This is a genomic window from Acinetobacter sp. LT1 (assembly GCF_059800965.1).
On sequence record NZ_JBBAXE010000001.1, the window covers coordinates 282,683 to 306,295 of the forward strand.

Sequence of the window (23,613 nt, forward strand, 5' to 3'; positions counted from 1 at the left end):
GTTACAATGCCTTTTATGATTTTTTGCAAATAGCCCAATATTAGAGCCTTAAATGTCTAAACTCGCTGCTTTTGATGATCTTTTACAACAATATAAAACATTTAATTATCACGATAATCCTGTGCTTGTCCAACGTTTGCAAGATGTACAAACATGGCTAAAAGAGCGGATGAAAGATACGCATCACGACTTTTTTAATTTGCCAGCGCACAAGCTCATGTCAGAGTATTTTTTAAATCGTTTATATGGCGGTCCAGAGTTTGATGCTTTAGCAGCTCAAATTGAACGCCTATTGAAATATGCGCATAAAGCCGAAAAAGTCTTACCTGAAAATGCAATTAAAACAGGCACTAAATCGGTAAGTTTAGCTGTACTTGCAACTCAACTTGATGAGCAAGTAGCAATGCAACTTCTTGAGGACTATCCGGCAGATACCGTACTCACTGATGAGATTATGCGTTTAACCTTAATCAAGCTGGATCAGGCCGAAGCTCGTTATCAACAACTTGCTCTTCTTGACGATTTAGGTGCAGCACTCGATAAATACATGCGCTCATTTATGATGTTTACTGCTTTTAAAATGTGTAAAGGTATTGCCCAAAAATATCACTTCGAATTGATGTATGATTTCATTCAAGATGGTTTTAGTGCGATGAAACCGTTAAAATCAGCCGAGACCTTTATCAAGACTTTTACTGAAAAAGAACGCCAGATTATTGAAAATGTACATTCAGGGCATCCGAATCCGTTTAGAGTGTGATAAGGTCGGCACATAGAAAAACTCAACCTCACGAAGTTGAGATTTTATTCATTATATTTGCATGATGATGCCTGTAAAAATAGACAAAATCTGTCATCATGCAGAACTTATTCCGTTTCACTTGAGTTTGAGTCTAGGAGAGACAATATGTCTAACGAAAACCAAAAGCCAACATCTCCAACTGAGCAGGCACAAAGTTCAGACAAAGTTAGCCCATTCCTAAGCTCACCTTTACCTCAAGGTACTCCTCAAGGGCAACAACAAACTTTACAGCAAACCTTAACAGACACACCTGTGAATGGTTCTGTACCTAAATACAATTTACCTCGTGGTGCTGGTAATACTGGCAACGTTGGTGAAACCACACACTTTGGTTACTCAACTGTTAGAACTGAAGATAAAGCACAAAAAGTTGCAGAAGTTTTCCATTCAGTTGCAAGCAAATATGACTTGATGAATGACTTGATGTCATTTGGTATTCACCGTTTGTGGAAGCGTTTTGCAATTAACATGTCTGGTGTTCGCCGTGGTCAACACGTGTTAGACATTGCTGGCGGTACAGGCGACTTAGCAAAAGTATTTAGCCGTGAAGTTGGTCCGCAAGGTCATGTTGTACTTTCAGACATTAACGAATCTATGCTCAATGTTGGCCGTGACCGTCTAATTGATGCAGGCTGTACCAATGTTGACTTCGTTCTTGCCAATGCAGAAACTTTAGAGCCTTTTGCAGACAACAGCTTTGACCTTGTAACCATTAGCTTTGGTTTACGTAACGTGACAGATAAAGACGCAGCACTTGCATCTATGTTCCGTGTGTTAAAACCAGGCGGCCGTTTACTGATTCTTGAATTTTCTAAACCTGTATTTGAGCCATTCTCGAAACTTTATGACCTCTATTCATTCACCGCTTTACCGATCATGGGTAAATTGGTTGCGAATGACTCAGAAAGCTATAAGTATTTGGCTGAATCAATCCGTATGCACCCAGACCAACGTACTTTAAAAGGTATGATGGAAAATGCTGGCTTCCAGAACTGTGACTATCACAACCTTACTGCAGGTATCGTTGCTGTTCACCGTGGCTTCAAACTGTAAGGGGTAACGATATGTGGTCGATTCTGGCACTCGGTGCAGTCGAACGTATCATTCATCATCTGATAGATCTGGATGCGGTTACTCGCATTCAGCTTAATCAGTTACAGGGCAAAATGTTGCGTGTTGTGATTGATAGCCCGCAGCTTTCTGTCGATGTGTTCTTTGACCAAGAAAAAGTACGTCTTGAACCTACCGTAACAGGTCATAGTGAAAAGCCTTCTATTTTTGAACAGCGTCCTTTTGATGCCCAATTAAAAATTTCTGAAGCAACCGCAACTTTGCATGTTAAAGATGTCGTTGAACTGATTAAATTATTGATCAGCGATCCAGACCAGATTGGCAATATCCCATTGCAAGGTGATTACCACCTCCTACAGGATATTCAAAAGATTATGCAGCAAGCTGAACCTGATTTAGCTGCGCATTTATCAAGATGGGTCGGTCCTCAACTCGCTCATGAAATTGGCAAGATTCAACTTGCACCAAAACATTTAAAACGCTCGGTGCAAAGTCATCTATTTTTCGCAGAAGACGCATTAAAAGAAGATAGCGGTCTATTTGCCCCTCGTTGGGAAATGGACGACTTAACTCAAGCAACTCGCAAGCTTAATCAAGACATTGACCGTCTTGAAGCAAGATTGCAGCAACTCAATGCACAACTACAACCCTCTCAAGACTAGGTAAGACTGTATATGATTCCGCACGTTTCACGTTTACTCGAACTTTGGCGTATTGCAGCGCACTATAGACTCGATACGTTGTTCCCTGCGGATGAATTACCAGTTAAAGCTCAGCATGCATTAAATATTATTAAAATGCATCCAGCTGCATGGTCGAGTCGTGAACGTAAAAATCCTTTAAAGCTCAAAGAAGCATTAGAAGATATGGGACCACTTGCAATCAAGCTTGGTCAATTACTGTCTACTCGCCGTGACCTAATTCCACCTGAGGTACTCGCTCAACTGGTTTTACTTCAAGATCAAGTAAAACCTTTTGATGGAGATGTTGCCAAACAACGTATTCAAGATTCTTTAAAAGCTGACATTAATACACTGTTTGCTCGCTTTGATGACCAGCCATTAGCTGCTGCATCAATTGCCCAAGTGCATACTGCTGCATTGCATGATGGTCGCGAAGTCGTTGTTAAAGTGACTCGCCCTGATATTCGCAATCAAATTTTACAAGATTTTGAAATTCTGGCATGGCTAGGAAATACGTTAGAAAGCCGCCTTGAAGCTGCTCGTGCGTTGCATCTCACCGAAATTATTCAAGACTACCGCCAGATCATTTTAAATGAACTGGACTTGAGTATTGAGGCTGATAACACCCGTCGTATGCGCCATTACTTTACTGGCTCAACCATGATGTATGTGCCAGAAGTCTACATGGACACCAAAGATGTCATGGTGGCTGAGCGCATTACAGGCGTGCCTATTTCAGACACGGTAACCTTTGACCGTTTAGGCATGGATCGCGCACAACTTGCAGAAAAAGGGTTAACTATTTTCTTTACGCAAGTATTCCGCGATAACTTTTTCCATGCAGACATGCACCCTGGTAACGTCTTTGTAGAAACCATTAATCCAAGCAATCCACGCTTTATTGCGCTGGACTGTGCGATTATGGGTGAGCTTTCTAAGCACGACCAGATGACAGTTGCCCGTATGTTGCTTGCTGTCATGAACAGCAACTTTATGCAGCTCATTCAAATTGTGCATCAAGCTGGCTGGATTCCACCGGGTACAGACCAAGATGCTTTAGCACGTGAAATGCGCCGTACTGTTGGGCCAATGGTATCTAAACCAATGGACCAGCTTGATTTTGCGGGTATCTTAATTCAAGTGATGGACATTGCTCGTCGCTTCCATCTTGAGATTCCGCCACAGCTCATGCTGCTACTCAAAACTTTAGTGCATGTAGAAGGCCTAGGGACTGACCTTTACCCGCAACTCGACATCTGGAAATTGGCAAAACCAATTTTGACGGAATGGGTCAAATCCAACATGAACCCAGTCAAAAATGTAAAAGAACTCGGCCAGCAATTACCTGACCTGCTTTTAGGCGCTCAAGATTTCCCAAGCTTAATTATTGATAGCTTAAATGGTTTAAAAAATCAGTCAGCTTGGCAAGACCGCCAGTTACGCGAAATTCAGCAACTTCGTTTGCAAATGGAACATCAGCAACGCCGTAGTTGGATGTTCGGCAGTACTATGCTGATTTTGCTGACTATTGCAATTATTAGCCCTTGGTTTGTTTCGATTATTCTAATTGTGCTGAGTAGCTTATTAGCGCTTTGGCGTATATTGAAATAAGTTCAAAATCCCTTGCCAATGCAAGGGATTTTTTTATGGAAAAAATTTAATTTTCAAAAAATTTATAGATCAGCTATTCGTTCATTGCTAAATTGAAGCTATAAATGCTTCAAAAGAACAAACAATGAAAACACCTCATTTTGCCATTATCGGTGCAGGTACAGCAGGTTTAGCCACTGCTATTTTGCTTGCCCGCCAAGGCAATAACGTTACTATTTTTGAACAAGTTGATGAGTTATCTCCGGTAGGGGCCGGTTTATTACTACAACCTGCGGGCTTAGCTGTATTTGAACACTTAGGTGTGCTCGAAAAAGCCTTAACATTAGGCGCAAGAGTAACAGGCCTAGAAGGACAACTTCCGGACAAGCGCCTTTTAGTTAATAGTCATTATCACGAAGCATCAGCAAACCTCTATGGTCTAGGTATACACCGAGCCACTTTGTGTCATGTACTCACTCAAAAGCTTAGCGAGTATTCAAGCCAGATCACTTGGCATATGAACCATTCTGTTGAAAGTTTTGAAGAACATAATGATGAAGTTCGGATATTCGGCAGTCATCAAAACCAAAAGTTTGATGCTTGCTTTGATAGCCTACTCATTGCCAACGGTGCACGTAGCCAGTTACGCCCTAAAGCATGGGTAAAGGTTGACAAAGCTTATCCTTGGGGTGCGGCATGGAGTATCGTACCTGAGTGCCAAGTTCTCGATTCTGAAATTCTGCATCAATTTTATGATCGCTCGAAAATTATGATGGGAATTCTTCCTACAGGAGCGATTCCAACTGAACCTCAACAGCGCCTTTCAAGTGTTTTTTGGAGTCTACCTACACCACAACTACAAAGCTTTTTACAAGATGAGCAGGCTAAACAAGCTTGGTTAAAGCAAGTCTCAGAACGTTGGCCCAAAGTTGCAGAATGGCTGAAAGAAATTTTGTATAACAGTCAAACTCAGCCTAAATGGCTATCTGCAAACTACCGCGATGTGGTCCTGACTCAATTTGGTCAGGGTCGAGTTGGAGTAATTGGAGATGCAGCTCATGCGATGAGTCCACAGTTAGGTCAAGGTGCAAATATGGCATTATTGGATGCTTGGGCTTTCTCTCAATCATTACAACATGCTCAAAAGAACCAGAGTATTGATTGGTCCCTGCTCTGGCAGCACTACCACCAGCTTCGCCGTTCATCCACCCAGTTTTATCAATTTCTTAGTCGCTTATTAACACCACTTTATCAATCTGATCATTGGTGGGCTGGAGGTTTAAGAGATCTAGTTTTTCCGTGGATGTATCAAATCCCTTATTTTCGAAAAGAAATGGCAATTACGATTTCAGGCTTAAAGACTGGTCCATTCCAGCAACTTGATTATGATCAGGTAGCTCAAACGCCTAAAGAAAACAGTGCATTTCATTTAGAAAGCGAATCTCTGTCTGACTATTAACCCCACCAAATAATAGTGAGTAACACATGAAAATCAGCCATCTTGATCATCTTGTTTTAACTGTCTCGAATATTGAAACCACCTGTCATTTCTATCAAACCGTATTGGGGTTTGAGGTCATCACGTTTAAAGGTAATAGAAAGGCCCTAAAGTTTGGAAATCAAAAAATAAATTTACACCAGCAAGGCAATGAGTTTGAACCCAAGGCATTACAGCCGACTCCTGGATCTGCCGATTTGTGTTTTATTTCTGACACTCCCATTTCAGAAGTAGTTGCGTACCTTAATCAATTAAATATTCAAATTGAAGAAGGTCCGATTGAACGTACTGGTGCAATGCATCCTATTCTTTCAGTTTATATTCGTGATCCAGATCAAAATTTGATTGAGATTTCAAATATTCTAATGACTCAGCCATCTGAATAAGGCACTTATGAGTAAAAAGTACAAGCTACTCATTACGCTGACAAAGACAAAAAGGACAAAGAATTTTTCCGCAAAGCGACGTTGATGCCGTACACTATACAAGCTATTTTTAGCATCTGATTGAAATCAATTTATAGTTCATATTTCTTTGGTGATTCCTCATGAATAACACGCAATGGCTCGATGAAGTAAAATTTAACGAACAAGGTCTTATCCCTGCCATTGCTCAACATCATCAAACCGGACGTATTTTGATGGTGGCGTGGATGAACCGTGAATCACTTGCGCTCACAGCAGAAAAAAATCAGGCGGTGTATTTCTCTCGCTCTCGCCAAAAACTTTGGCACAAGGGTGAAGAATCAGGTCATTTCCAAACGGTTTATGAAATTCGTCTGGACTGCGACGGCGATGTAATCATATTACAAGTTGAGCAACACGGCGGTATTGCATGCCATACAGGTCGTGAGTCTTGTTTCTACCGTAAACTTACCCCACAGGGCTGGGAAATTGTCGATGCACAATTAAAAGACCCTACTGCAATTTATGGCGATAAAGCCAAAACTGAAAGCCACGATCATGATCACACGACAGAACAAGTGGATGTACTTGCTCACTTAGGGCAATTAATGCAAGAGCGTAAACAAGCAGAAGCGGATACGTCATATGTTGCAAGCCTCTACAAAAAGGGCATCAATAAAATCTTGGAAAAAGTCGGTGAAGAAAGCGTAGAAACCATTATTGCTGCGAAAGACTACGCTGCTCAAAATACAGAAAGTAATTTAAATGACTTGATTTATGAAACTGCCGATTTGTGGTTCCATAGCATTGTCATGTTGGGTTATTTCGATCTTAATCCACAACTTATTATTGACGAATTAGCTCGTCGTCAGGGTTTATCTGGTTTAGTTGAAAAAGCTAACCGCAACAAGGTTTAAAATCACTCAGTGTCGAATATCGAAAAACCTAAAGCCACCTATGAGCAAGCAATTGCCATAGATAACGCACGTCTTGGGCAATCATTTAAAGTGATTGCCTATGCGGGTACAGGTAAAACTACTACCTTACAAATGATTAGTGATGCCATGCCTGAACGGCGCGGTATGTATCTAGCATTTAACAAGGCAATTGCAGGCGAAGCACAAAACAAATTTCATCGTAATGTAGATTGTCGTACTTTTCACTCCCTCGCTTTTCGCAGTGTGCCACGAGGTGTGACTGATAAATTACGCTTACCTCGCTTAAGCCCAAGCTTTATTGCAAAAGAATATCGACTACAACCTATAACTTTGCGACGCATGATGGGTGGACGTTATGAAAAATACGTCTTAATGCCAAGTCGCCTCGCAAGTCTTGTCGCCAATGCTGTCAGCTATTTTTGCTCGACCAGCTCGCAATACCCTGCTCCTCGACATATTCAGGCACCAAACTGGTTACATCCAGACGATATTACCGAGTTACAAACTCATCTTTACCCTGCTGTTGAACGCCGCTGGTTAGAGTCGATCGACCCAAATCATCAGGCAGGAATTGGTCACGATATTTACCTCAAACTTTGGGCATTGTCTGAACCGAACATTCCAGCCGATTATGTACTATTTGATGAAGCACAAGATGCCGATCCTTTAATGTTGGGCATTTTGCTTCGTCAAAAAAATACTCAGGTTATCTATGTTGGCGATGCACATCAGCAAATCTACGCGTGGCGTGGTGCAATTAATGCCATGCAGCAATTACCATTGCCAGAGTCTCGCCTCACCACTTCTTTTCGTTTTGGTGAAACGATTGCAGATGTTGCCAATGCATTGCTGGGCGGCTTAAATGAAACTGTTCCTCTGCTTGGTAATCCAAACCAGAAATCAAGTGTTGTAAATAAACCACACACTAAAATGCGTGATGCGATTTTGTGCCGTACCAATGCTCGTGCAATGGAACTTTTATTAGCTGGTTTAGTTCACGGCGATAAAGTAAGTTTGCAGGCTGACCATCAAAAACTAAACCGTTTTGTAGATGCTGCAAGCCTCTTAAAGCAAGGAAAACGGGTTACTGATGTACCTGAATTAGCATGGTTTAATTCATGGCATGATGTTCATGAATACTGTGAAACTAATGAAGGTAGTGATATTAAGCCATTGGTTAAACTTGTCGATGACCACGGTACCGACCCACTAAAAAAAGCGCTTGCAAAGATTACACCACTTGAGCAAGCTGATTATGTCATCTCTACAGCCCACAAAGCGAAAGGCTTAGAATGGAACCGCGTTCATATTGAAGATGACTATCAATTTAAAATTAATGGGTTAGAACACAAGATTACCGATGAAGAATTAAGATTACTGTACGTTGCCTGTACTCGTGCTAAAGTAAGTCTAAATATCCATCATCTTTATGATCTGATACAACAATTAAAACTAAGGGCGCCTTTAAGTCTTCGTCAGTCGGTTGGTTGAAGCGCTCATATTTAGGTGAGCCTATGAAACTTGAATCTGTCCAATTTAAACATATTGCTCTGTTTCACGACCTTAAAATACACTTTCACTATGAAAAACAGCCAATCACCTTAATTTTAGGTGAACAGGCAACTGGTAAAAGTATGTTGCTCAAACATACTTACCATGCTTTAACTTGGTTCCCTGCTCGCCTTAAAGATTTGCGCAGTCCCGGTATTGTCATGCCTGATCAAGACATTACTCAGTCACGTCTACAATCAAAAATTGAAGTGACTATTCAAGTTCCTTCAGAAATTGGTCATCTGCCAGAAAGTACCTCTGCTCAGCAGGTAGATTCTTCACTGTGTAGCTGGAAGCTTTTTAAAACCTTAAATGCAAGTGGGATTGGAGTGAGCCAAGTTGAAACTCAGCAACTTGACCAAACCATGGCTCTTTATCAACAAGTCATAAAAAAAGATCCATTACAAGGACTTCCCTTAATCGCTTACTACCCAGCCGAGCGATTTGTAAATGATATTAATCTGCTTAATAAAAATTTACCTGGCATTACTCAAGCCATTTCAGCCTATGATATTAGCCCACTACCGTTTACAACTTTTACACGCTTTTTTGAATGGCTACGAGAAATCAGTGATATTGAAAATGCTCAAGCTGCATATCTAGTACAACGGATTAGATCTAAACAGTCAGATCAGCAAGATCAAACAGAATTATTAAATGAGCTCCAAAAAGAGTTATCAGGGCAACCTAAACAGCTCACTTCACCCAATCTCTACGCCCTCAAGAATGCATTAAGTATAGTTTTACCTGAGCTTAAAGATATCTATTTACAATATCAGCCTCGGTTGCAACTTATGGTTGATTATGAAGGTCAAACCTTACCTTTTCAGCAGCTTTCAAATACAACCAAAACTTGGATTGCTTTAGTAGGCGATATAGCCCGCAGACTCTGTTTACTCAATCCATTAAGTTTAAACCCTTGCCTTGAAGGAGACGGCATTTTACTCATTGACCAGATTGATGCACAGCTCGACTCAACACATTGCTCCGAGATCTTAAATCGACTTCATCAAGCATTCCCACGCCTACAAATTATTGCAACAGGAAGTCGTGAAGAGTTACTCGAACATGCTTCAACCTATCAATGTCTAAAATTAGAGCACGGTAAAGTTAGCCATCTTGATTTAAACACCACCAAACAACAGCTTGAACATATCTACACCTTACTTCAAAGAAGCGAACCTTTAATACCATCTATGGAAGCACAGCCTTTGAGTTTAATAGACCCAACACCAGCACCGATTGAAGTTTTATTTCAGCAGATTCAGGGTTTAAATGAACAACAAAAAAATGAATTATTAAGGATGATTCATGCGGGAGACGCACCGGAAGAAAGCCCTTCGGTTTGAGTTTTATAATCAAAAAAAACCACACTCACAAAATATATGGTGGAGTACGGTTTTTTAGGCATTAAAATAACTAGATGTTGTTACTACATGTAATAACATCAGATTTTCAATGCTTTTTTAGTGTACAATAAATTTCATTTTGCGTTTTTATTCTTCAAGTTGTGCAATACAACTTGTTTCTCGCTTTATTTTCTAATTTGGTTGGGTTTTCGGAATAATAAGCTTTGGAACTCTCTTTGAATTCCTATCTATTCTGAAATTAAAATTTCACCTTTAGGTTTCGACCTAAATCACATATGGATACGAGTGTGCTACCGATAATTATCTTATTACCGTTAATATTAGGCACCACCCTTGTTTCATTGCTTCAACGGTTCTCGCGTGGAGTAACGGCTTTAGGGGCAATTGGAGTCAGTTTAACCAGTTTTGGTTTATTACTGACTCAAGCTAAAACTGTGCTTGGTGGTGCAAGCATTCAACAAAGCTGGGATTGGCTACCTCAATTAGGGATCAATCTGAGCTTTAGACTTGATGCTCTTGGTTTATTATTTTCTCTTCTTATTACCGGTATCGGTACACTCATTTATATATACGCCTATTATTATTTAGGCCCTAAAAACTCATTAAGTAAACTCTATACTTTACTCATGCTGTTTATGGCAGCAATGCTGGGAATTTCGCTCTCTAATAATCTTATTATTTTATTAGTCTTTTGGGAGCTCACCAGTATTTCATCTTTCTTGTTAGTGGGTTATTGGAGTCACTATGAAGCTGCTCAACGTGGCTCTCGGATGGCACTCACCATTACAGGAATGGGCGGTTTAGCGATGCTAGGTGGATTTGTTCTATTAGGACAAATCACCGGAACCTATGAAATTAGCGAAATCATGGGCATGAAAGATGTTATCCAAGCCCACGCTCTTTTTATTCCAATGTTATTGCTTATTTTGCTTGGCGCATTTACGAAGAGTGCTCAGTTTCCCTTTCATTTTTGGTTACCTAACGCAATGGCGGCACCCACACCAGTGTCTGCTTACCTACACTCTGCGACCATGGTAAAAGCGGGGATTTTTCTACTTGCCCGCTTACTTCCAATTTTTATAGGCGCTGCGATTTATCATAATATCGTTACGTTTGTCGGCCTATTTACGCTCTGTATGGCAGCGTGTTTTGCCATTTTCAAAGAAGATTTAAAAGGACTGTTAGCCTATTCAACCATTAGTCATTTAGGGCTTATTGTTTGTTTACTCGGTATCGGTTCTCCTTTAGCGGTTGCCGCTGCTATTTTCCATATTATTAACCATGCAACATTTAAAGCAGCGCTGTTTATGCTTGCAGGGATTATTGATCATGAAACCGGCACACGTGATCTTCGAAAACTCAGTGGTATTTGGCAATTACTTCCTTTCACTGCCACACTCACCATGATTACCGCTGCCTCTATGGCAGGTGTACCACTTACCAACGGCTTTATTTCAAAAGAGATGTTCTTTACCGAGCTATTGGCAAATCTTTCAGGTTCAACAGTTATCTTTGCCAGCATCATCGCAACACTGGCTGGTATCTTCGCAGTAAGTTATTCAATTCGCTTAGTGCATGGTGTGTTCTTTGACGGCCCAATTGGTAAACAAGTTCCAAATAAAGATGCACATGAACCACCTATCGGGATGCGTGCTCCAGCCATTCTTCTTGCTGTACTCTGTATCTTGGTCGGCGTTCTGCCTTCCTTATTGGTAGAACCACTGGTCAATAGCGTAACTAGAGCAAGCATGATGCAGCCAAAATTTGCGGGTACACACCTTGCAATTTGGCATGGATTCAACGCTCCTCTTGTGATGAGTATTATTGCTTTAGTGGGCGGTACGCTGTTCTACTTTGCTTTAGCAAAAGACGGCATGATTCGTAAAATTGACCTTGACCCACGTCTAGGCAAATTACAAGGCCGTATCTTATTTGATTTATTTTTAAAACATCTGCTGCTTACAAGCCGAAAAATCAAACAAAAAACTGAAAATGGTTCATTGCAAAGTTATTTGTTCTGGATCATTGCTTTTAGCATCATCATGGTCACTATGCCTTTACTCAATCAAGGGCTGAGCACAGGTACACGTGAACTCACCCATGCTCCATGGATTGCTGTGGTTCTTTGGCTGACGTTGTTCTCAGGCTGTTGGATGATGCTCTGGTTCCACCATGAGCGCATTAAAGCAGTACTTATTAGTGGTGCAATTGGTCTAGTGGTAACGATGGTCTTCGTCACCATGTCAGCACCAGATTTAGCGCTGACTCAAATTACAGTAGACGTTGTAACGACTGTTCTTTTATTAATGAGCTTATCTTTACTTCCACAGCTCACGCCGTATGAATCTCGTCGTTCTAGACGTTTGAGAGATGCTGCCTTAGCAATTATTGGAGGTCTAGGAATTGGCTGGATTACTTGGCTGATTTTAACCCGTGATCATAATTCAATTTCTTGGTTCTTTGCCCAACAGTCTTTACCACTTGGTGGTGGCTCAAATATTGTAAATGTCATTTTAGTTGACTTCCGTGGCTTCGATACCTTCGGTGAAATTACGGTATTAGGCATTGCTGCGATTGGTGCCCTATGTTTAATGGATGGTATGCGTGTACACGGCACAACCATGACGCAAGGCCTCACCTACCGTTTTAATCCTTCTCCGCTTATGTTCCGTATTACGGCCTCTTGGGTATTACCTCTAGCGCTTGTCGTCAGTGTTTATATCTTTTTGCGAGGACATAACTATCCAGGCGGTGGTTTCATTGCAGGTCTAATCACCTCAATGGCGCTAATCATTCAATATATTGCACTAGGTCAAGATCAAGCAGAACAGCTGTTAAAAGCGAAGTCTGGCCGCCTTTACGAAGTCTGGATTGGCACAGGATTAACGATTGCAGGTCTGACTGGTATAGCAGCATGGTTCTGGTTACGTCCGTTCCTCACAAGTGCTCATGTCTATGTTGAATTACCAATTCTAGGAAAACTACATCTAGCTTCAGCTGCAAGTTTTGACTTGGGTGTTTATATCACCGTTGTAGGCGCGACAATGTTGCTCATCTCTGTATTAGGCGACTCTCGTCATTCGAGTATGTCCGGTCCTGTACCACATCGGGAGGAATCATCATGATCAGTTTAGAATTCTTACTGGCTTCTGCTATTGGTTTACTTGTTGCCACAGGTATTTATCTGATTTTACGTGCTCGTACTTTCCCTGTTGTGCTCGGATTGGCTGTAATCGGTTATGCAGTAAACCTATTTTTATTTGCTATGGGTCGATTACAAATCAGCTCACCAGCAATTTTAACTGAAACGACAAAAATAACCGATCCACTCCCTCAAGCGTTGGTGTTAACCGCCATCGTGATCGGTTTTGCAACTACAGCGTTTATTGTACAACTTGCGCTACGTAGCCGTTATGAATCAGGTAGTGATCATGTTGATGCTAAAGAAGATGCTTCTCCAACATACGACCCACGTGAGGATGAGCCGTGATGTTTGATTTTTTATCTTTTTGGCAACAACACACGCCTATTTTTAGCATTCTCATCCCAGCATTTACTGCTTTTATCTTATTACTGTTAGGCAACCCTGGGGCAGGTGCTTTAAAAGATGACTGGCGCCAACCTTGGCGTCGTGGCATTAGCCTTATCTCAGCAATTGCCGGATTAATTACCGCTATTGTTTATCTTAGTTACGCCAGCACGGGGCAAATTACTGTTTACCAATTAAGTGAATGGTCCGCGCCATTTGGTATTGTGCTTGTACTCGATCGTCTTTCAGCCTTTATGCTGGCACTGACTTACGCATTAGCAGTACCAGTTTTATGGTATGCAAGTGATAACTGGGATACGCGTGGTCGCTATTTCCATGCCATGGTACATTTTCTATTAATGGGGATTTGTGGAGCATTTCTAACAGGCGACTTATTTAACCTTTTCGTCTTTTTTGAAATCCTGTTGATGGCTTCGTATGTGTTGCTCTTACATGGACAAGGCAAACCTCGTTTTCAGCTTGGCGTTCACTATGTCATTATCAATCTTTTAGCCTCTGCCCTTTTCTTAATTGGGCTTGGTATGATTTATGGCAGTGTGGGTAGCCTCAACATGGCGGATGTCTCACGTCTTATACCGACACTTGAAGCAGATCAACACAAATTAGCAGTCGCGGGTTCCTTACTTCTCCTTGTCGTTTTCGGTATTAAAGCAGCAATGCTTCCTGTCGGTTTTTGGCTACCAAAAACCTATGCTGTTGCAAGTACGCCTGTAGCTGCAATTTTCACTATCATGACTAAAGTCGGGATCTATTCTATTTTACGTGTAAATGGAACAGTATTTGACGATGCGCTTAGTCAAGAAATCTTAAAAAGCTGGTTACTTCCTATTGGCTTAATTACTTCACTCTATGGTGTGATTGCCGCAATTGGAGCAGATCGTTTACGTCGCTTTGTGGGCTTTATGGTCCTTTCTTCAATTGGCACCTTGCTTACAGCAATTGCCATGTCTAATACGCAGGCATGGTCTGGTGCTTTATATTACTTAGTGCACAGTACATTGATCGGCGCAGCTTTTTATCTATTTTGTGGATGGATCACTTCACAACGTGGAGATTTTAAAGATCATTTAAAAGTTGCCCCAAGAATCAAACAAGAAAAAGCAGCTATGCTGACTTATTTCTTGATTGCGATGATGATGGCTGGATTACCACCTTTTAGTGGTTTTCTTGGAAAAGTATTCATTTTACAAGCGACAGTTGAAGCTAGCTATCAAGGCTGGATTATTGGTGTTGTGCTTGTTGTGAGCCTATTAAGTATTATTGCACTCACACGTGTTGGTTTTATCTTATTCTGGCGCGCATCTGCTCCAGAACAAGATCCAATCCATCCAGCTTATATTCTTTATCGTGCTTTGCCGGAACACGCACCACCACGTAACGATCAAGTCATCTATCTATTACTAGCTGGTTTAATCGCTTATGTTGTCTTTGCTGCACCAATTCAGCATTACACATTAAGCACCGCACAACAGATTCAGGATCATGCACTTTACCAACACTCTATTCTTAAAGTAGATCAAAACGGTGAAGTCATCAGTGTGCAACCATATGACCCAGCTTACTTACCAGAAACCAAGTATGGCGGTGAGGTTGAAGATCATAATGCTTATCTTGTTCCAGATATTATTTCGAAAGATACGTTCAATGGTGAACATATTTCTGAATATAAACAACGACAAATTCAGCAACAGGACAAACTCCAAACGCCTACCATTGTTGATGAAAGTCAATTGAAACCTATGGAGCCATAACAATGCAGTTAACTCATTTGCTTGAACGCTGGTTTCCACATCCATTTGTTTCGGTTCTCATCGTTTTATTTTGGTTGATGCTGGCGCATAGTCTTGATGCGAGTGATCTTTTGACTGCGATGCTTTTGGGCTTAATCATCCCTCGTTTAGTCAAACCGTTTATTACCCGCACACCGCATATTCACTGGAAACCTGCAGTTAAACTATGTTTTGTTGTTCTTTGGGATATTATTATTTCTAACTTTAAGGTCGCAAAACTTGTTTTGGGACCTACTAAAAAATTACACCCTAAATGGTATCGCGTACCTTTAGAGACAGAACATGAGCAGGTCAACACCTTACTGGCAATGATCATTACCACAACACCAGGTACGGTTTCTGCGGGTATCGATCAGGAACGCGGGGATATTCTGGTTCATGCTTTAAGCACAGATAATATCGAATCTGATATTCAAGACATCAAAGAACGTTATGAAATTCCTCTTATGGAAATTTTTGATGTGAAAAGTAAAACGGAGGCAAGTGCATGACAATCCTACCCTATGCTCTAGGTATTAGCTTGATTGCCGTTACAATCTCGATGCTACTTTGCCTTTTTAGATTGGTTATGGGCCCATCAATTGTAGACCGCCTTTTAGCGCTCGATACACTTTTCCTCAATGCAACTTGCCTCATTGTTGTGTTAGGCATTTATTGGATGACGACTTCTCTATTTGAAGGAGCACTATTGGTTGCGATGTTAGGTTTCGTATCTACAGCCGCCTTAGCACGCTACTTCACAACCGGTCATGTTATCGATTAAGGAGAGGTCAAATGCAATTTACAATGGAAATTATTGTTTCGGTCTTTCTGGTTTTTGGCGCCTTCTTCATGTTAGTTGGCTCAATCGGTATGGTCCGTTTACCCGACTTATTCATGCGCTTACATGCGCCTACCAAATCGAGTACGCTCGGCTTAGGAAGCTTTCTGATTGCTTCCATGATCTTTTTTGCTTTCCAAGGTCGGTTCGGTTTTGCCGAGCTACTCATTACCCTTTTAGCTTTCATTACCGCACCAGTTTCGGCTAATTTGATTGCTCAAGCTGCGCTACATTTACGTTTACGCTCACTGAGTGGTGAAGTACCTGAAGCCATTGAACGTCCTCTACCTTGGGATCGTTACAAAATTGGTCAGCGCTTCTCACAAAATAAGCCCCCTATGGAACCTCCTAAAGAATAAAAAAATTGAATCAATAAAAAAGCCACCCGAAGGTGGCTTTTTTATTTTGAGTTTTAATTACTCTTGGTCATCTGACTTACGTTCTGGTAAATCTTGTACCGCTTTTTCGATTAGACCAAACATATAGTTACCATATGCGTTCGTCTTATCGTAATGGAAACGTAAGCGAGGCGTAATACGAGTCTTAATGCGACGGCTCAATTCATGACGCAAGAAACCAGAAGCTTTATTTAATACATCTAAAGTTTCTTTATTTGCTGCTTCACTTTGCTCATCGCCGAGTTCACGTCCCATAACGGTGACATAAACTTCAGCATAACCCATATCCGCACTGACTTTCACCGCAGAGATGGTCACTAGACCACCTAAGCGAGGATCTTTAAGCTCTTGACGGATCAGCTCAGACAACTCACGTTGTACTGAATCCGCCATGCGCTTTAAGCGTTGGCTACCCGCCATTAAAGACTCCGTTTAATCAATTGAACATCATACACTTCGATCTTATCTTGTGGCTTGATGTCTTTATAACCTTTCACCGCAAGGCCACATTCCATACCAGCACGAACTTCATCAACAACATCTTTATAACGACGAAGAGATTCAAGCTCACCTTGGAAAATTACAACATCATCACGTAATACGCGAATCGGTTTATTACGATGTAATGTGCCTTCAAGTACCATACAGCCTGCTGCTGCACCAAACTTACTTGAGTGGAATACTTCACGTACTTCCGCAACACCCAAGATTGTTTCACGATGTTCAGGAGCAAGTTTACCGCTCATGGCATCTTTCACATCATCAATTAATTCATAGATGATGCTGTAGTAACGAATATCAATACCATCTTGGTCACTTCGTTGACGAGCAGTCGTATCGGCACGAACGTTAAAGCCTAACAATACAGCTTCTGAAGATTCAGCAAGGATTACATCAGACTCAGTAATCGCACCAACACCTGAGCTAATTACACGAACTTTTACTTCGTCAGTAGATAATTCATGTAGAGCAGCATTCAATGCTTCTAAAGTACCACGTACGTCTGTTTTCAAAACAACGTTCACTGTAGGAACATCTTTTTTGCCCATTGACGACATGATATTTTCAAGGCGCATAGCACTTTGACGATCAATACGTTTTTGACGCTCACGGTCAGCACGAGCATCGGCAACTTCACGCGCTTTCTTCTCGTCATTTACAACAAGAACTTCATCACCCGCCATTGGAGCATCTGGAAGACCCAGAATTTCTACTGGAATAGATGGTCCTGCTGATTTAATTGGCTTACCATTTTCATCAGACATTGCACGGACACGACCATAAGACGAACCTGCAAGAACAAGGTCACCAATGTTTAATGTACCGTTTTGAACAAGAATCGAAGTTACTGCACCACGGCCTTTATCTACACGCGCTTCAATAACAACACCTTGCGCAGCACCTTCAGCAGATGCTTTTAATTCCATCAATTCTGATTGAATAAGAATTAAATCAAGGAGTTCATCAATACCTTGTCCGCTGTGTGCAGAAACTTTAGCAATCGGAACATCACCACCCCATTCTTCTGGAACGATTTGTTTCGTTGTTAATTCATTTAACACACGGTCTGGATCAGCAGATTCTTTATCCATTTTGTTGATTGCAACAATAATTGGAGTACCTGCTGCACGAGCATGGTCAATTGCTTCTGCAGTTTGTGGCATTACACCATCATCTGCAGCAACAACTAATACAACGATATCCGTTGCTTTAGCACCACGTGCACGCATTGAAGTAAATGCCGCATGTCCTGGCGTATCAAGGAATGTAATAATTCCTTTGTCTGTTTCAACGTGATATGCACCAATATGCTGGGTAATACCACCTGCTTCTCCAGCCGCCACTTTCGAACGACGGATACGGTCAAGCAATGATGTTTTACCATGGTCAACGTGACCCATAATGGTAACAACTGGCGGACGAGTTGTTTGCTCACCACGAGCTTCTTCAGCTGCTTCAAGCAAGTTATCTTCCGCTTGTGTATCAGAAACTAAAACAGGGTTGTGGCCCATTTCTTCTACAACAAGTGCCGCTGTGTCTTGATCAATAGCTTGATCTTGATTAACCAATTCACCCATTTTCATAAGTGTTTTGATAACTTCACGTACTTTAATCGCCATTTTTTGAGCAAGATCGGCAACAACAATGCTTGAACCGATTTCTACATCATAAACTTGCTTTTTAACTGGCTTTTCAAATCCATGCTTATTCGCTTGGCTTGATTTTAAACCACGTTTGTTATGGTTAACAAAGCTTTGCTCTTCTTGACCACGACGGCCACCTTTCTTCCCAGCACGTGGGTTAGTGGTTGCGCCACCGCGTTTAATTTCACGGTCTTCTTGCTTAAATGAATCTTCATAAGCTTGGCCAACTAGACCTGAAGCAAGTGGAGAATCATCAATCACACGAATTGTCGTAGTAGCATCGTCATTTGAATACTTAGACGCCATTTTGCGCATTTGTTCAAGTGTACGTTGCTGAGCTTCTTCAGCCGCTTTACGACGTGCAGCTTCTTCAGTTGCTTTTAACTGAGCTGACTGCTCTTCACGAGCTCTTTTCTGTTCTGGAGTTTCAGCTGGTTTTGGTGCAGGTTTAACTGTACCACCACCGCGCTTTTTCACTACAACAGCAGCTTTTGGAGCTGTCTGTGCAGCACTATCTTGTTGATGAGCAGCACGCATCGCATCTAAAGTTGCTTTAGCTTTTTGCTCTGTTTGAAGACGCGCTTTTTGCTCGGCAGTTTCACGCGTTTGCTGTTCTACACGTGCTTTTGCTTCAGCTTCTGCACGTGCTTTTGCTTCAGCTGCAATTTGTTCAGGGTTTGGTTTAGCAAAAACCTGCTTTTTACGTACTTCTACGTTAATCGTTTTTGCTTTACCTGAAGTACTTGCAACTTTAGCGGTACTGGTTGTTTTACGTTTCAACGCAATTTTTCCTGTGTTACCACTTTCCTGACCATGAACTTTTTTCAAGTGATTGACCAAAGTATCCTGTTGTTCAGTGGTAATAATGTCGTCTGCTGTACGTTGAGGCAAACCTGCTTCACGAGCCTGTTCTAGGAGCTTCTCAACAGGACGTCCTACACTGAGAGCTAACTCTTTAATCGACTTGTCCGTCATATTTCATCTCCTAGTTAAACCATGATTCGCGAGCTTTCATGATCAATTGACCTGCTTTTTCATGACCAAGTCCTTCAATATCAGAGATATCGTCAGTAGCTTGATCTGCCAAATCGTCGACAGTAATAATACCGCGAGCGGCAAGCGAGTAAGCGATCTCAGAAGTCATGCCTTCCATAGTGAGAAGGTCTGCGCTCGGTTCTTGAATATTTTCTTGCTGTTTCAAAGCATCAGTAAGGGCTGCTTCTTTTGCACGACTTTGCAATAACTCAACCAATTCAGCATCAAGCTCAATTTCGTCAAAAGTTTCAGCAGGAACATAAGCAATCTCTTCTAAAGAAGTGAAGCCCATTTCCACCAATGCCATTGCTAAATCTTCTTCAATATCGAGACGTGATACAAACATATCAAGATATTGCTGAGCTTCATTTTGCTGACGAGCACGATACTCTTCTTCAAGCATCATGTCGAGTTTGTAGCCAGTTAAATCAGAAGCTAAACGAACGTTTTGACCTTGAGAGCCAATCGCACGAGCTAATTGATCGCTGGTTGCAAAAATAATGTCGGCACTTCTTGCATCTTCATCAAGCACGATGCCTGAAACATCAGCTGGTTCTAATGCACTAGCAATGTATTGAGCCGGATCATCAGACCAGACCACTACATCAATACGTTCACCATTTAACTCTTGTTGTACAGCTTGAATACGCGTACCACGCATACCAATACATGCACCTACAGGGTCAATACGGTGATCATTTGTTTTCACTGCAATTTTAGCACGAACGCCCGGTTGACGTGCCGCTGCTTTAATTTCAATAATTTCTTCAGAAATTTCAGGAATTTCTTTTTTCATTAAAGCAATTAACATTTCAGGCTTAGCGCGTGATAACAACAACTGAGCGCCACGACCTTCACGGTTAACATTATATAAAATAGCGTTTACACGTTGTTTTGGACGAAGAATTTCTTTTGGAATCATCTCTTCGCGTGCAAGATAAGCTTCTGCATTGTCGCCTAAGTCGATAATGAAGCCATCTTTGGTTTGTTTTTTCACTTCACCGTAAATTAACTCACCAACTTTAGACTCATATGCATCAGCAACTAAAGCACGCTCAGCTTCACGAATTTTTTGTACAATAACTTGTTTTGCAATTTGTGCAGCAATACGACCAAACTCAATAGATTCTACTTCGAGTTCACGCACGTCACCAATTGACCATTTAGCTGGATCAACGTCAGAAATTGCATCTTGGCAAGCTGGCATCTCGTGATCTTCATCTGCCACAACAGTCCATTGACGGAACGTACGGTAATCACCAGTTTTACGATCAATTTCTACACGAAGCTGAGCTTCTTCAGCATGCGTACCTTCGTAAAATCTTTTCTTCGTTGCAGCAACTAGAGCTTGTTCTAAAGCTTCGAAGATCGCTTCACGACTAACACCTTTTTCATTACTAACCGTTTCAACAACGGTAAGAATTTCGCGGCCCATAAGTCACCTACCGATTTCTTATAAAATTTAAATAAATTTAATCTTGATAGATCAAGTTTGCTTTATCGATATTGTTGCTGTCGATCACAAGCACATGCTTCCCATCAACTTCAACCTGAATTTCTTCATTTTCAAGGTCTACTGCGATAAGTTTTGCTTGAAATTTACGACGGTTTTCTACTGCTGCAATTAAACGCAAAGCAATTTGTTGTCCGATGTAGCCTTGTAACTGTTCTAGTTGAAAAAATGGACGGTCCCAACCTGGTGAAGAAACTTCTAATGAATACTCACCTGAGATTGGATCATGAACATCCAACATTGCGCCAACTTGTTGTGTTACACGCACACAATCTTGTACACCAATACCACGGCCTAGTTCTACTTCACCATCTTCATTAATTACAGGCTCAGCATCTTCACTTACCGCTTTATCGATATAAATACGCAATAATGAACGTTTACCTTGTGGGAGAAACTCGATCCCCCAAAGGTCGACACCACATGCTTCCACTGCAGGAACAATTAAGTCATGCAATGCTTGGGATTTATTTGATAATTTCATTTACTCTCGTCATTCTCGTGCGATTCAATCGGTTGTTTTAACCGACACAGACCTACTATAGTGAAGCATGACTATTTGACCAATTGATGTCGACACTACACGATAGCGATACGATAACCAATAAAAAAGGGCGTTAATCGCCCCTATTTAGCACAGAAAACAATAGTCCACTGTGCAAAAAGGCCCACCTGTCTGTGAGCCTCTTTTAAGAAACTTGGTAGCGGGAGCTGGATTTGAACCAACGACCTTCGGGTTATGAGCCCGACGAGCTACCAGACTGCTCCATCCCGCATCAACGTGCAAAAATTATATACAAATATCGAAAAAAGTCAATGTAAACTTATCTAATATTCGCTTGATTAAGTTGCACCTTAATCAAATTGGTAGCGGGAGCTGGATTTGAACCAACGACCTTCGGGTTATGAGCCCGACGAGCTACCAGACTGCTCCATCCCGCATCAAAAAACTGCTTGCACTCAACTTTCTGGTTCAAAGTTGGTGCGGAAGGGGGGACTTGAACCCCCACGCCCGAAGGCACTACCACCTCAAGGTAGCGTGTCTACCAATTCCACCACCACCGCAGCTTGTGGGACGCATTCTAGTCCTTCCCACTGCAAAAGGAAAGCCCTATTTCGAATTATTGACTCGATTTTGGTGCATTTGGTGAAGTTTCAGGCGATGTCGTTTGAACTGGCGCTGTAGTTTGTACAGTTTTCAAACTATATGCATCAGTAGTCTGTTTTTTCGCAAAAACAGCGAGAGTTAAACTCGTCACAAAAAACAACGCTGTTAAGATAGCAGTAAGTCGAGTAAGGAAGTTACCTGAACCTGATGCACCAAATACAGTTGCTGCTCCGCCACCGCCGAAAGAAGCACCGGCATCAGCACCTTTACCGTGTTGCACTAGAATCAAGGCAATCATCAGTACCGCTAAAATAATATGTACGATCAGTACAAAAGAGTGCATACCCTATCCTCGTTATTTACTTTGTGCAAAGGCTTGTACGATTTGATAAAAAGATACTGCATTTAATGAAGCACCGCCTACCAACGCACCATTAATATCTGGACATGCCGCCAATTCGACCGCATTTTCAGCTTTTACACTACCGCCATATAAAATCGCAATGTCTGAACCCGCTGGGGTAATCTGACTTAAACCTTCACGAATCTTAGCATGCATTGCCTGTGCATCTTGTGGAGAAGCAGTTTTACCTGTCCCAATTGCCCAGATTGGCTCATAGGCAATTACAATTTGCTTTTGCCATTGCTCAGCAGTCACTACAGGAGCAATATCACAAATTTGTTGCAATACAACTTGCTCTGCCAAACCTTGTTCACGTTGTTCGAGGCTTTCACCAACACAATAAATGACAGTCAAGCCCGCATTTAATGCATTTTGGAGTTTAGCTTTCAAAATTTCAACGTTATCGCCAAAAATATCACGGCGCTCAGAATGCCCAACCAGTACAAAATTAATTTGGCTATCTTTTAATAGTTCTGCGCTGACTTCGCCAGTATACGCACCAGTACCCGCTACACGTGATACATCTTGTGCAACTGTATATACTGTTCTTGCAGCATCTTGCAATTGTGTTTGTACCATTGCAAGCGCAATAGAAACCGGAGCAACCCCTACATGACAGCTTTCATCTGCAATTTGGTTTTGTTGCAATAGTTGTTTAAATTCTTCTATAAGTTGTTTGGCATTGGCACGCATTGGGTTCATTTTCCAGTTGCCAACTACCCAAGGCGTAATCGTCGAACCCGACATACGGCTCACCTTTCGTCAAAAATGCAGCACATTCTACACGCATTTATACAAATTTCAGATACTTTTCTTTAACGGCTTTGCCCATATCTTTTCTACTCATTGAAAACAGTTATAAAACTTTATCGAGTCTAAAGAATCGTCTTTCAAAAATTAATGAATAAAAACTTCGACTAGTTCAAGCTTTGGCGAGTGGATCAA

The 23,613-nt window shown here is 41.5% G+C and carries 21 protein-coding genes and 3 tRNA genes; 15 read left to right on the plus strand and 9 right to left on the minus strand.

What is annotated here, in order from left to right:
• The first annotated feature begins 52 nt into the window (after positions 1-52).
• From WBW42_RS01300 to WBW42_RS01370, 15 genes are all read left to right on the plus strand, one after another.
• Complete coding sequence (locus tag WBW42_RS01300; protein ID WP_032062869.1) at positions 53-760, plus strand: DUF8198 family protein; 708 nt, start codon at positions 53-55, stop codon at positions 758-760.
• A 147-nt stretch (positions 761-907) separates the two neighbouring features.
• Positions 908-1,855, plus strand: a complete 948-nt coding sequence (gene ubiE, locus WBW42_RS01305) for a bifunctional demethylmenaquinone methyltransferase/2-methoxy-6-polyprenyl-1,4-benzoquinol methylase UbiE (protein ID WP_002114829.1) — start codon at positions 908-910, stop codon at positions 1,853-1,855.
• A gap of 11 nt (positions 1,856-1,866) precedes the next feature.
• Positions 1,867-2,535, plus strand: a complete 669-nt coding sequence (locus WBW42_RS01310) for a ubiquinone biosynthesis accessory factor UbiJ (RefSeq protein WP_032062867.1) — start codon at positions 1,867-1,869, stop codon at positions 2,533-2,535.
• A gap of 12 nt (positions 2,536-2,547) precedes the next feature.
• A complete protein-coding gene (locus tag WBW42_RS01315; RefSeq protein ID WP_032062866.1) occupies positions 2,548-4,167 on the plus strand; it encodes an ABC1 kinase family protein in 1,620 nt (539 codons plus the stop codon).
• A gap of 124 nt (positions 4,168-4,291) precedes the next feature.
• A complete protein-coding gene (locus WBW42_RS01320; protein ID WP_032070417.1) occupies positions 4,292-5,605 on the plus strand; it encodes an FAD-dependent oxidoreductase in 1,314 nt (437 codons plus the stop codon).
• A 26-nt stretch (positions 5,606-5,631) separates the two neighbouring features.
• Entirely contained in the window at positions 5,632-6,030 is a 399-nt protein-coding gene (locus tag WBW42_RS01325; RefSeq protein ID WP_032062863.1) for a VOC family protein, read from the plus strand.
• A 161-nt stretch (positions 6,031-6,191) separates the two neighbouring features.
• Positions 6,192-6,965 carry a bifunctional phosphoribosyl-AMP cyclohydrolase/phosphoribosyl-ATP diphosphatase HisIE gene (gene hisIE, locus WBW42_RS01330; RefSeq protein WP_032062861.1) on the plus strand — a complete coding sequence of 258 codons (774 nt, stop codon included), beginning with the start codon at positions 6,192-6,194 and terminating at the stop codon, positions 6,963-6,965.
• Between the two features lie 9 nt (positions 6,966-6,974).
• Entirely contained in the window at positions 6,975-8,477 is a 1,503-nt protein-coding gene (locus WBW42_RS01335) for a UvrD-helicase domain-containing protein (protein WP_032062860.1), read from the plus strand.
• A gap of 23 nt (positions 8,478-8,500) precedes the next feature.
• Complete coding sequence (locus WBW42_RS01340) at positions 8,501-9,886, plus strand: AAA family ATPase (protein WP_032062858.1); 1,386 nt, start codon at positions 8,501-8,503, stop codon at positions 9,884-9,886.
• 296 nt (positions 9,887-10,182) lie between these two features.
• Positions 10,183-13,032, plus strand: a complete 2,850-nt coding sequence (locus WBW42_RS01345; protein WP_032062856.1) for a monovalent cation/H+ antiporter subunit A — start codon at positions 10,183-10,185, stop codon at positions 13,030-13,032.
• Positions 13,029-13,397 carry a Na+/H+ antiporter subunit C gene (locus WBW42_RS01350; protein WP_002115033.1) on the plus strand — a complete coding sequence of 123 codons (369 nt, stop codon included), beginning with the start codon at positions 13,029-13,031 and terminating at the stop codon, positions 13,395-13,397. The genes WBW42_RS01345 and WBW42_RS01350 overlap by 4 nt, the downstream gene beginning before the upstream one ends.
• Positions 13,397-15,208, plus strand: a complete 1,812-nt coding sequence (locus tag WBW42_RS01355; protein WP_032062855.1) for a monovalent cation/H+ antiporter subunit D — start codon at positions 13,397-13,399, stop codon at positions 15,206-15,208. Before WBW42_RS01350 ends, WBW42_RS01355 begins: the two co-directional genes overlap by 1 nt.
• Before the next feature lie 2 nt (positions 15,209-15,210).
• A complete protein-coding gene (locus WBW42_RS01360) occupies positions 15,211-15,738 on the plus strand; it encodes a Na+/H+ antiporter subunit E (RefSeq protein WP_005065887.1) in 528 nt (175 codons plus the stop codon).
• Entirely contained in the window at positions 15,735-16,010 is a 276-nt protein-coding gene (locus WBW42_RS01365) for a monovalent cation/H+ antiporter subunit F (RefSeq protein WP_005065886.1), read from the plus strand. The genes WBW42_RS01360 and WBW42_RS01365 overlap by 4 nt, the downstream gene beginning before the upstream one ends.
• Before the next feature lie 11 nt (positions 16,011-16,021).
• Positions 16,022-16,426, plus strand: coding sequence for a Na+/H+ antiporter subunit G (locus WBW42_RS01370; RefSeq protein WP_005065884.1), 405 nt, complete (start codon positions 16,022-16,024; stop codon positions 16,424-16,426).
• A gap of 57 nt (positions 16,427-16,483) precedes the next feature.
• Here the strand turns inward: WBW42_RS01370 and WBW42_RS01375 are convergent, their stop codons facing one another.
• From WBW42_RS01375 to tpiA, 9 genes are all read right to left on the minus strand, one after another.
• Positions 16,484-16,885: a ribosome-binding factor A gene (locus WBW42_RS01375; RefSeq protein WP_002114836.1), complete on the minus strand. Its 402-nt coding sequence runs from the start codon at positions 16,883-16,885 to the stop codon at positions 16,484-16,486.
• The gene (infB, locus tag WBW42_RS01380) at positions 16,885-19,584 is read right to left on the minus strand and encodes a translation initiation factor IF-2 (RefSeq protein WP_002114697.1); all 2,700 of its coding nucleotides are present in this window, start codon (positions 19,582-19,584) and stop codon (positions 16,885-16,887) included. The genes WBW42_RS01375 and infB overlap by 1 nt, the downstream gene beginning before the upstream one ends.
• 10 nt (positions 19,585-19,594) lie before the next feature.
• Positions 19,595-21,079, minus strand: a complete 1,485-nt coding sequence (nusA, locus tag WBW42_RS01385) for a transcription termination factor NusA (RefSeq protein ID WP_002115134.1) — start codon at positions 21,077-21,079, stop codon at positions 19,595-19,597.
• Positions 21,080-21,116: 37 nt separating this feature from the next.
• On the minus strand, positions 21,117-21,641 hold the full coding sequence (rimP, locus tag WBW42_RS01390; RefSeq protein WP_002114922.1) for a ribosome maturation factor RimP: 525 nt from the start codon (positions 21,639-21,641) through the stop codon (positions 21,117-21,119).
• Positions 21,642-21,856: 215 nt separating this feature from the next.
• Positions 21,857-21,933: transfer RNA gene (locus WBW42_RS01395), tRNA-Met, on the minus strand.
• A gap of 89 nt (positions 21,934-22,022) precedes the next feature.
• Positions 22,023-22,099: transfer RNA gene (locus tag WBW42_RS01400), tRNA-Met, on the minus strand.
• Positions 22,100-22,137: 38 nt separating this feature from the next.
• Positions 22,138-22,222: transfer RNA gene (locus tag WBW42_RS01405), tRNA-Leu, on the minus strand.
• 56 nt (positions 22,223-22,278) lie between these two features.
• Positions 22,279-22,608 (minus strand): preprotein translocase subunit SecG, encoded by a 330-nt coding sequence (gene secG / locus WBW42_RS01410; RefSeq protein WP_002115012.1) that lies wholly within the window; start codon positions 22,606-22,608, stop codon positions 22,279-22,281.
• A 12-nt stretch (positions 22,609-22,620) separates the two neighbouring features.
• Complete coding sequence (gene tpiA, locus WBW42_RS01415) at positions 22,621-23,415, minus strand: triose-phosphate isomerase (protein ID WP_032063691.1); 795 nt, start codon at positions 23,413-23,415, stop codon at positions 22,621-22,623.
• Positions 23,416-23,613 lie beyond the last annotated feature (198 nt).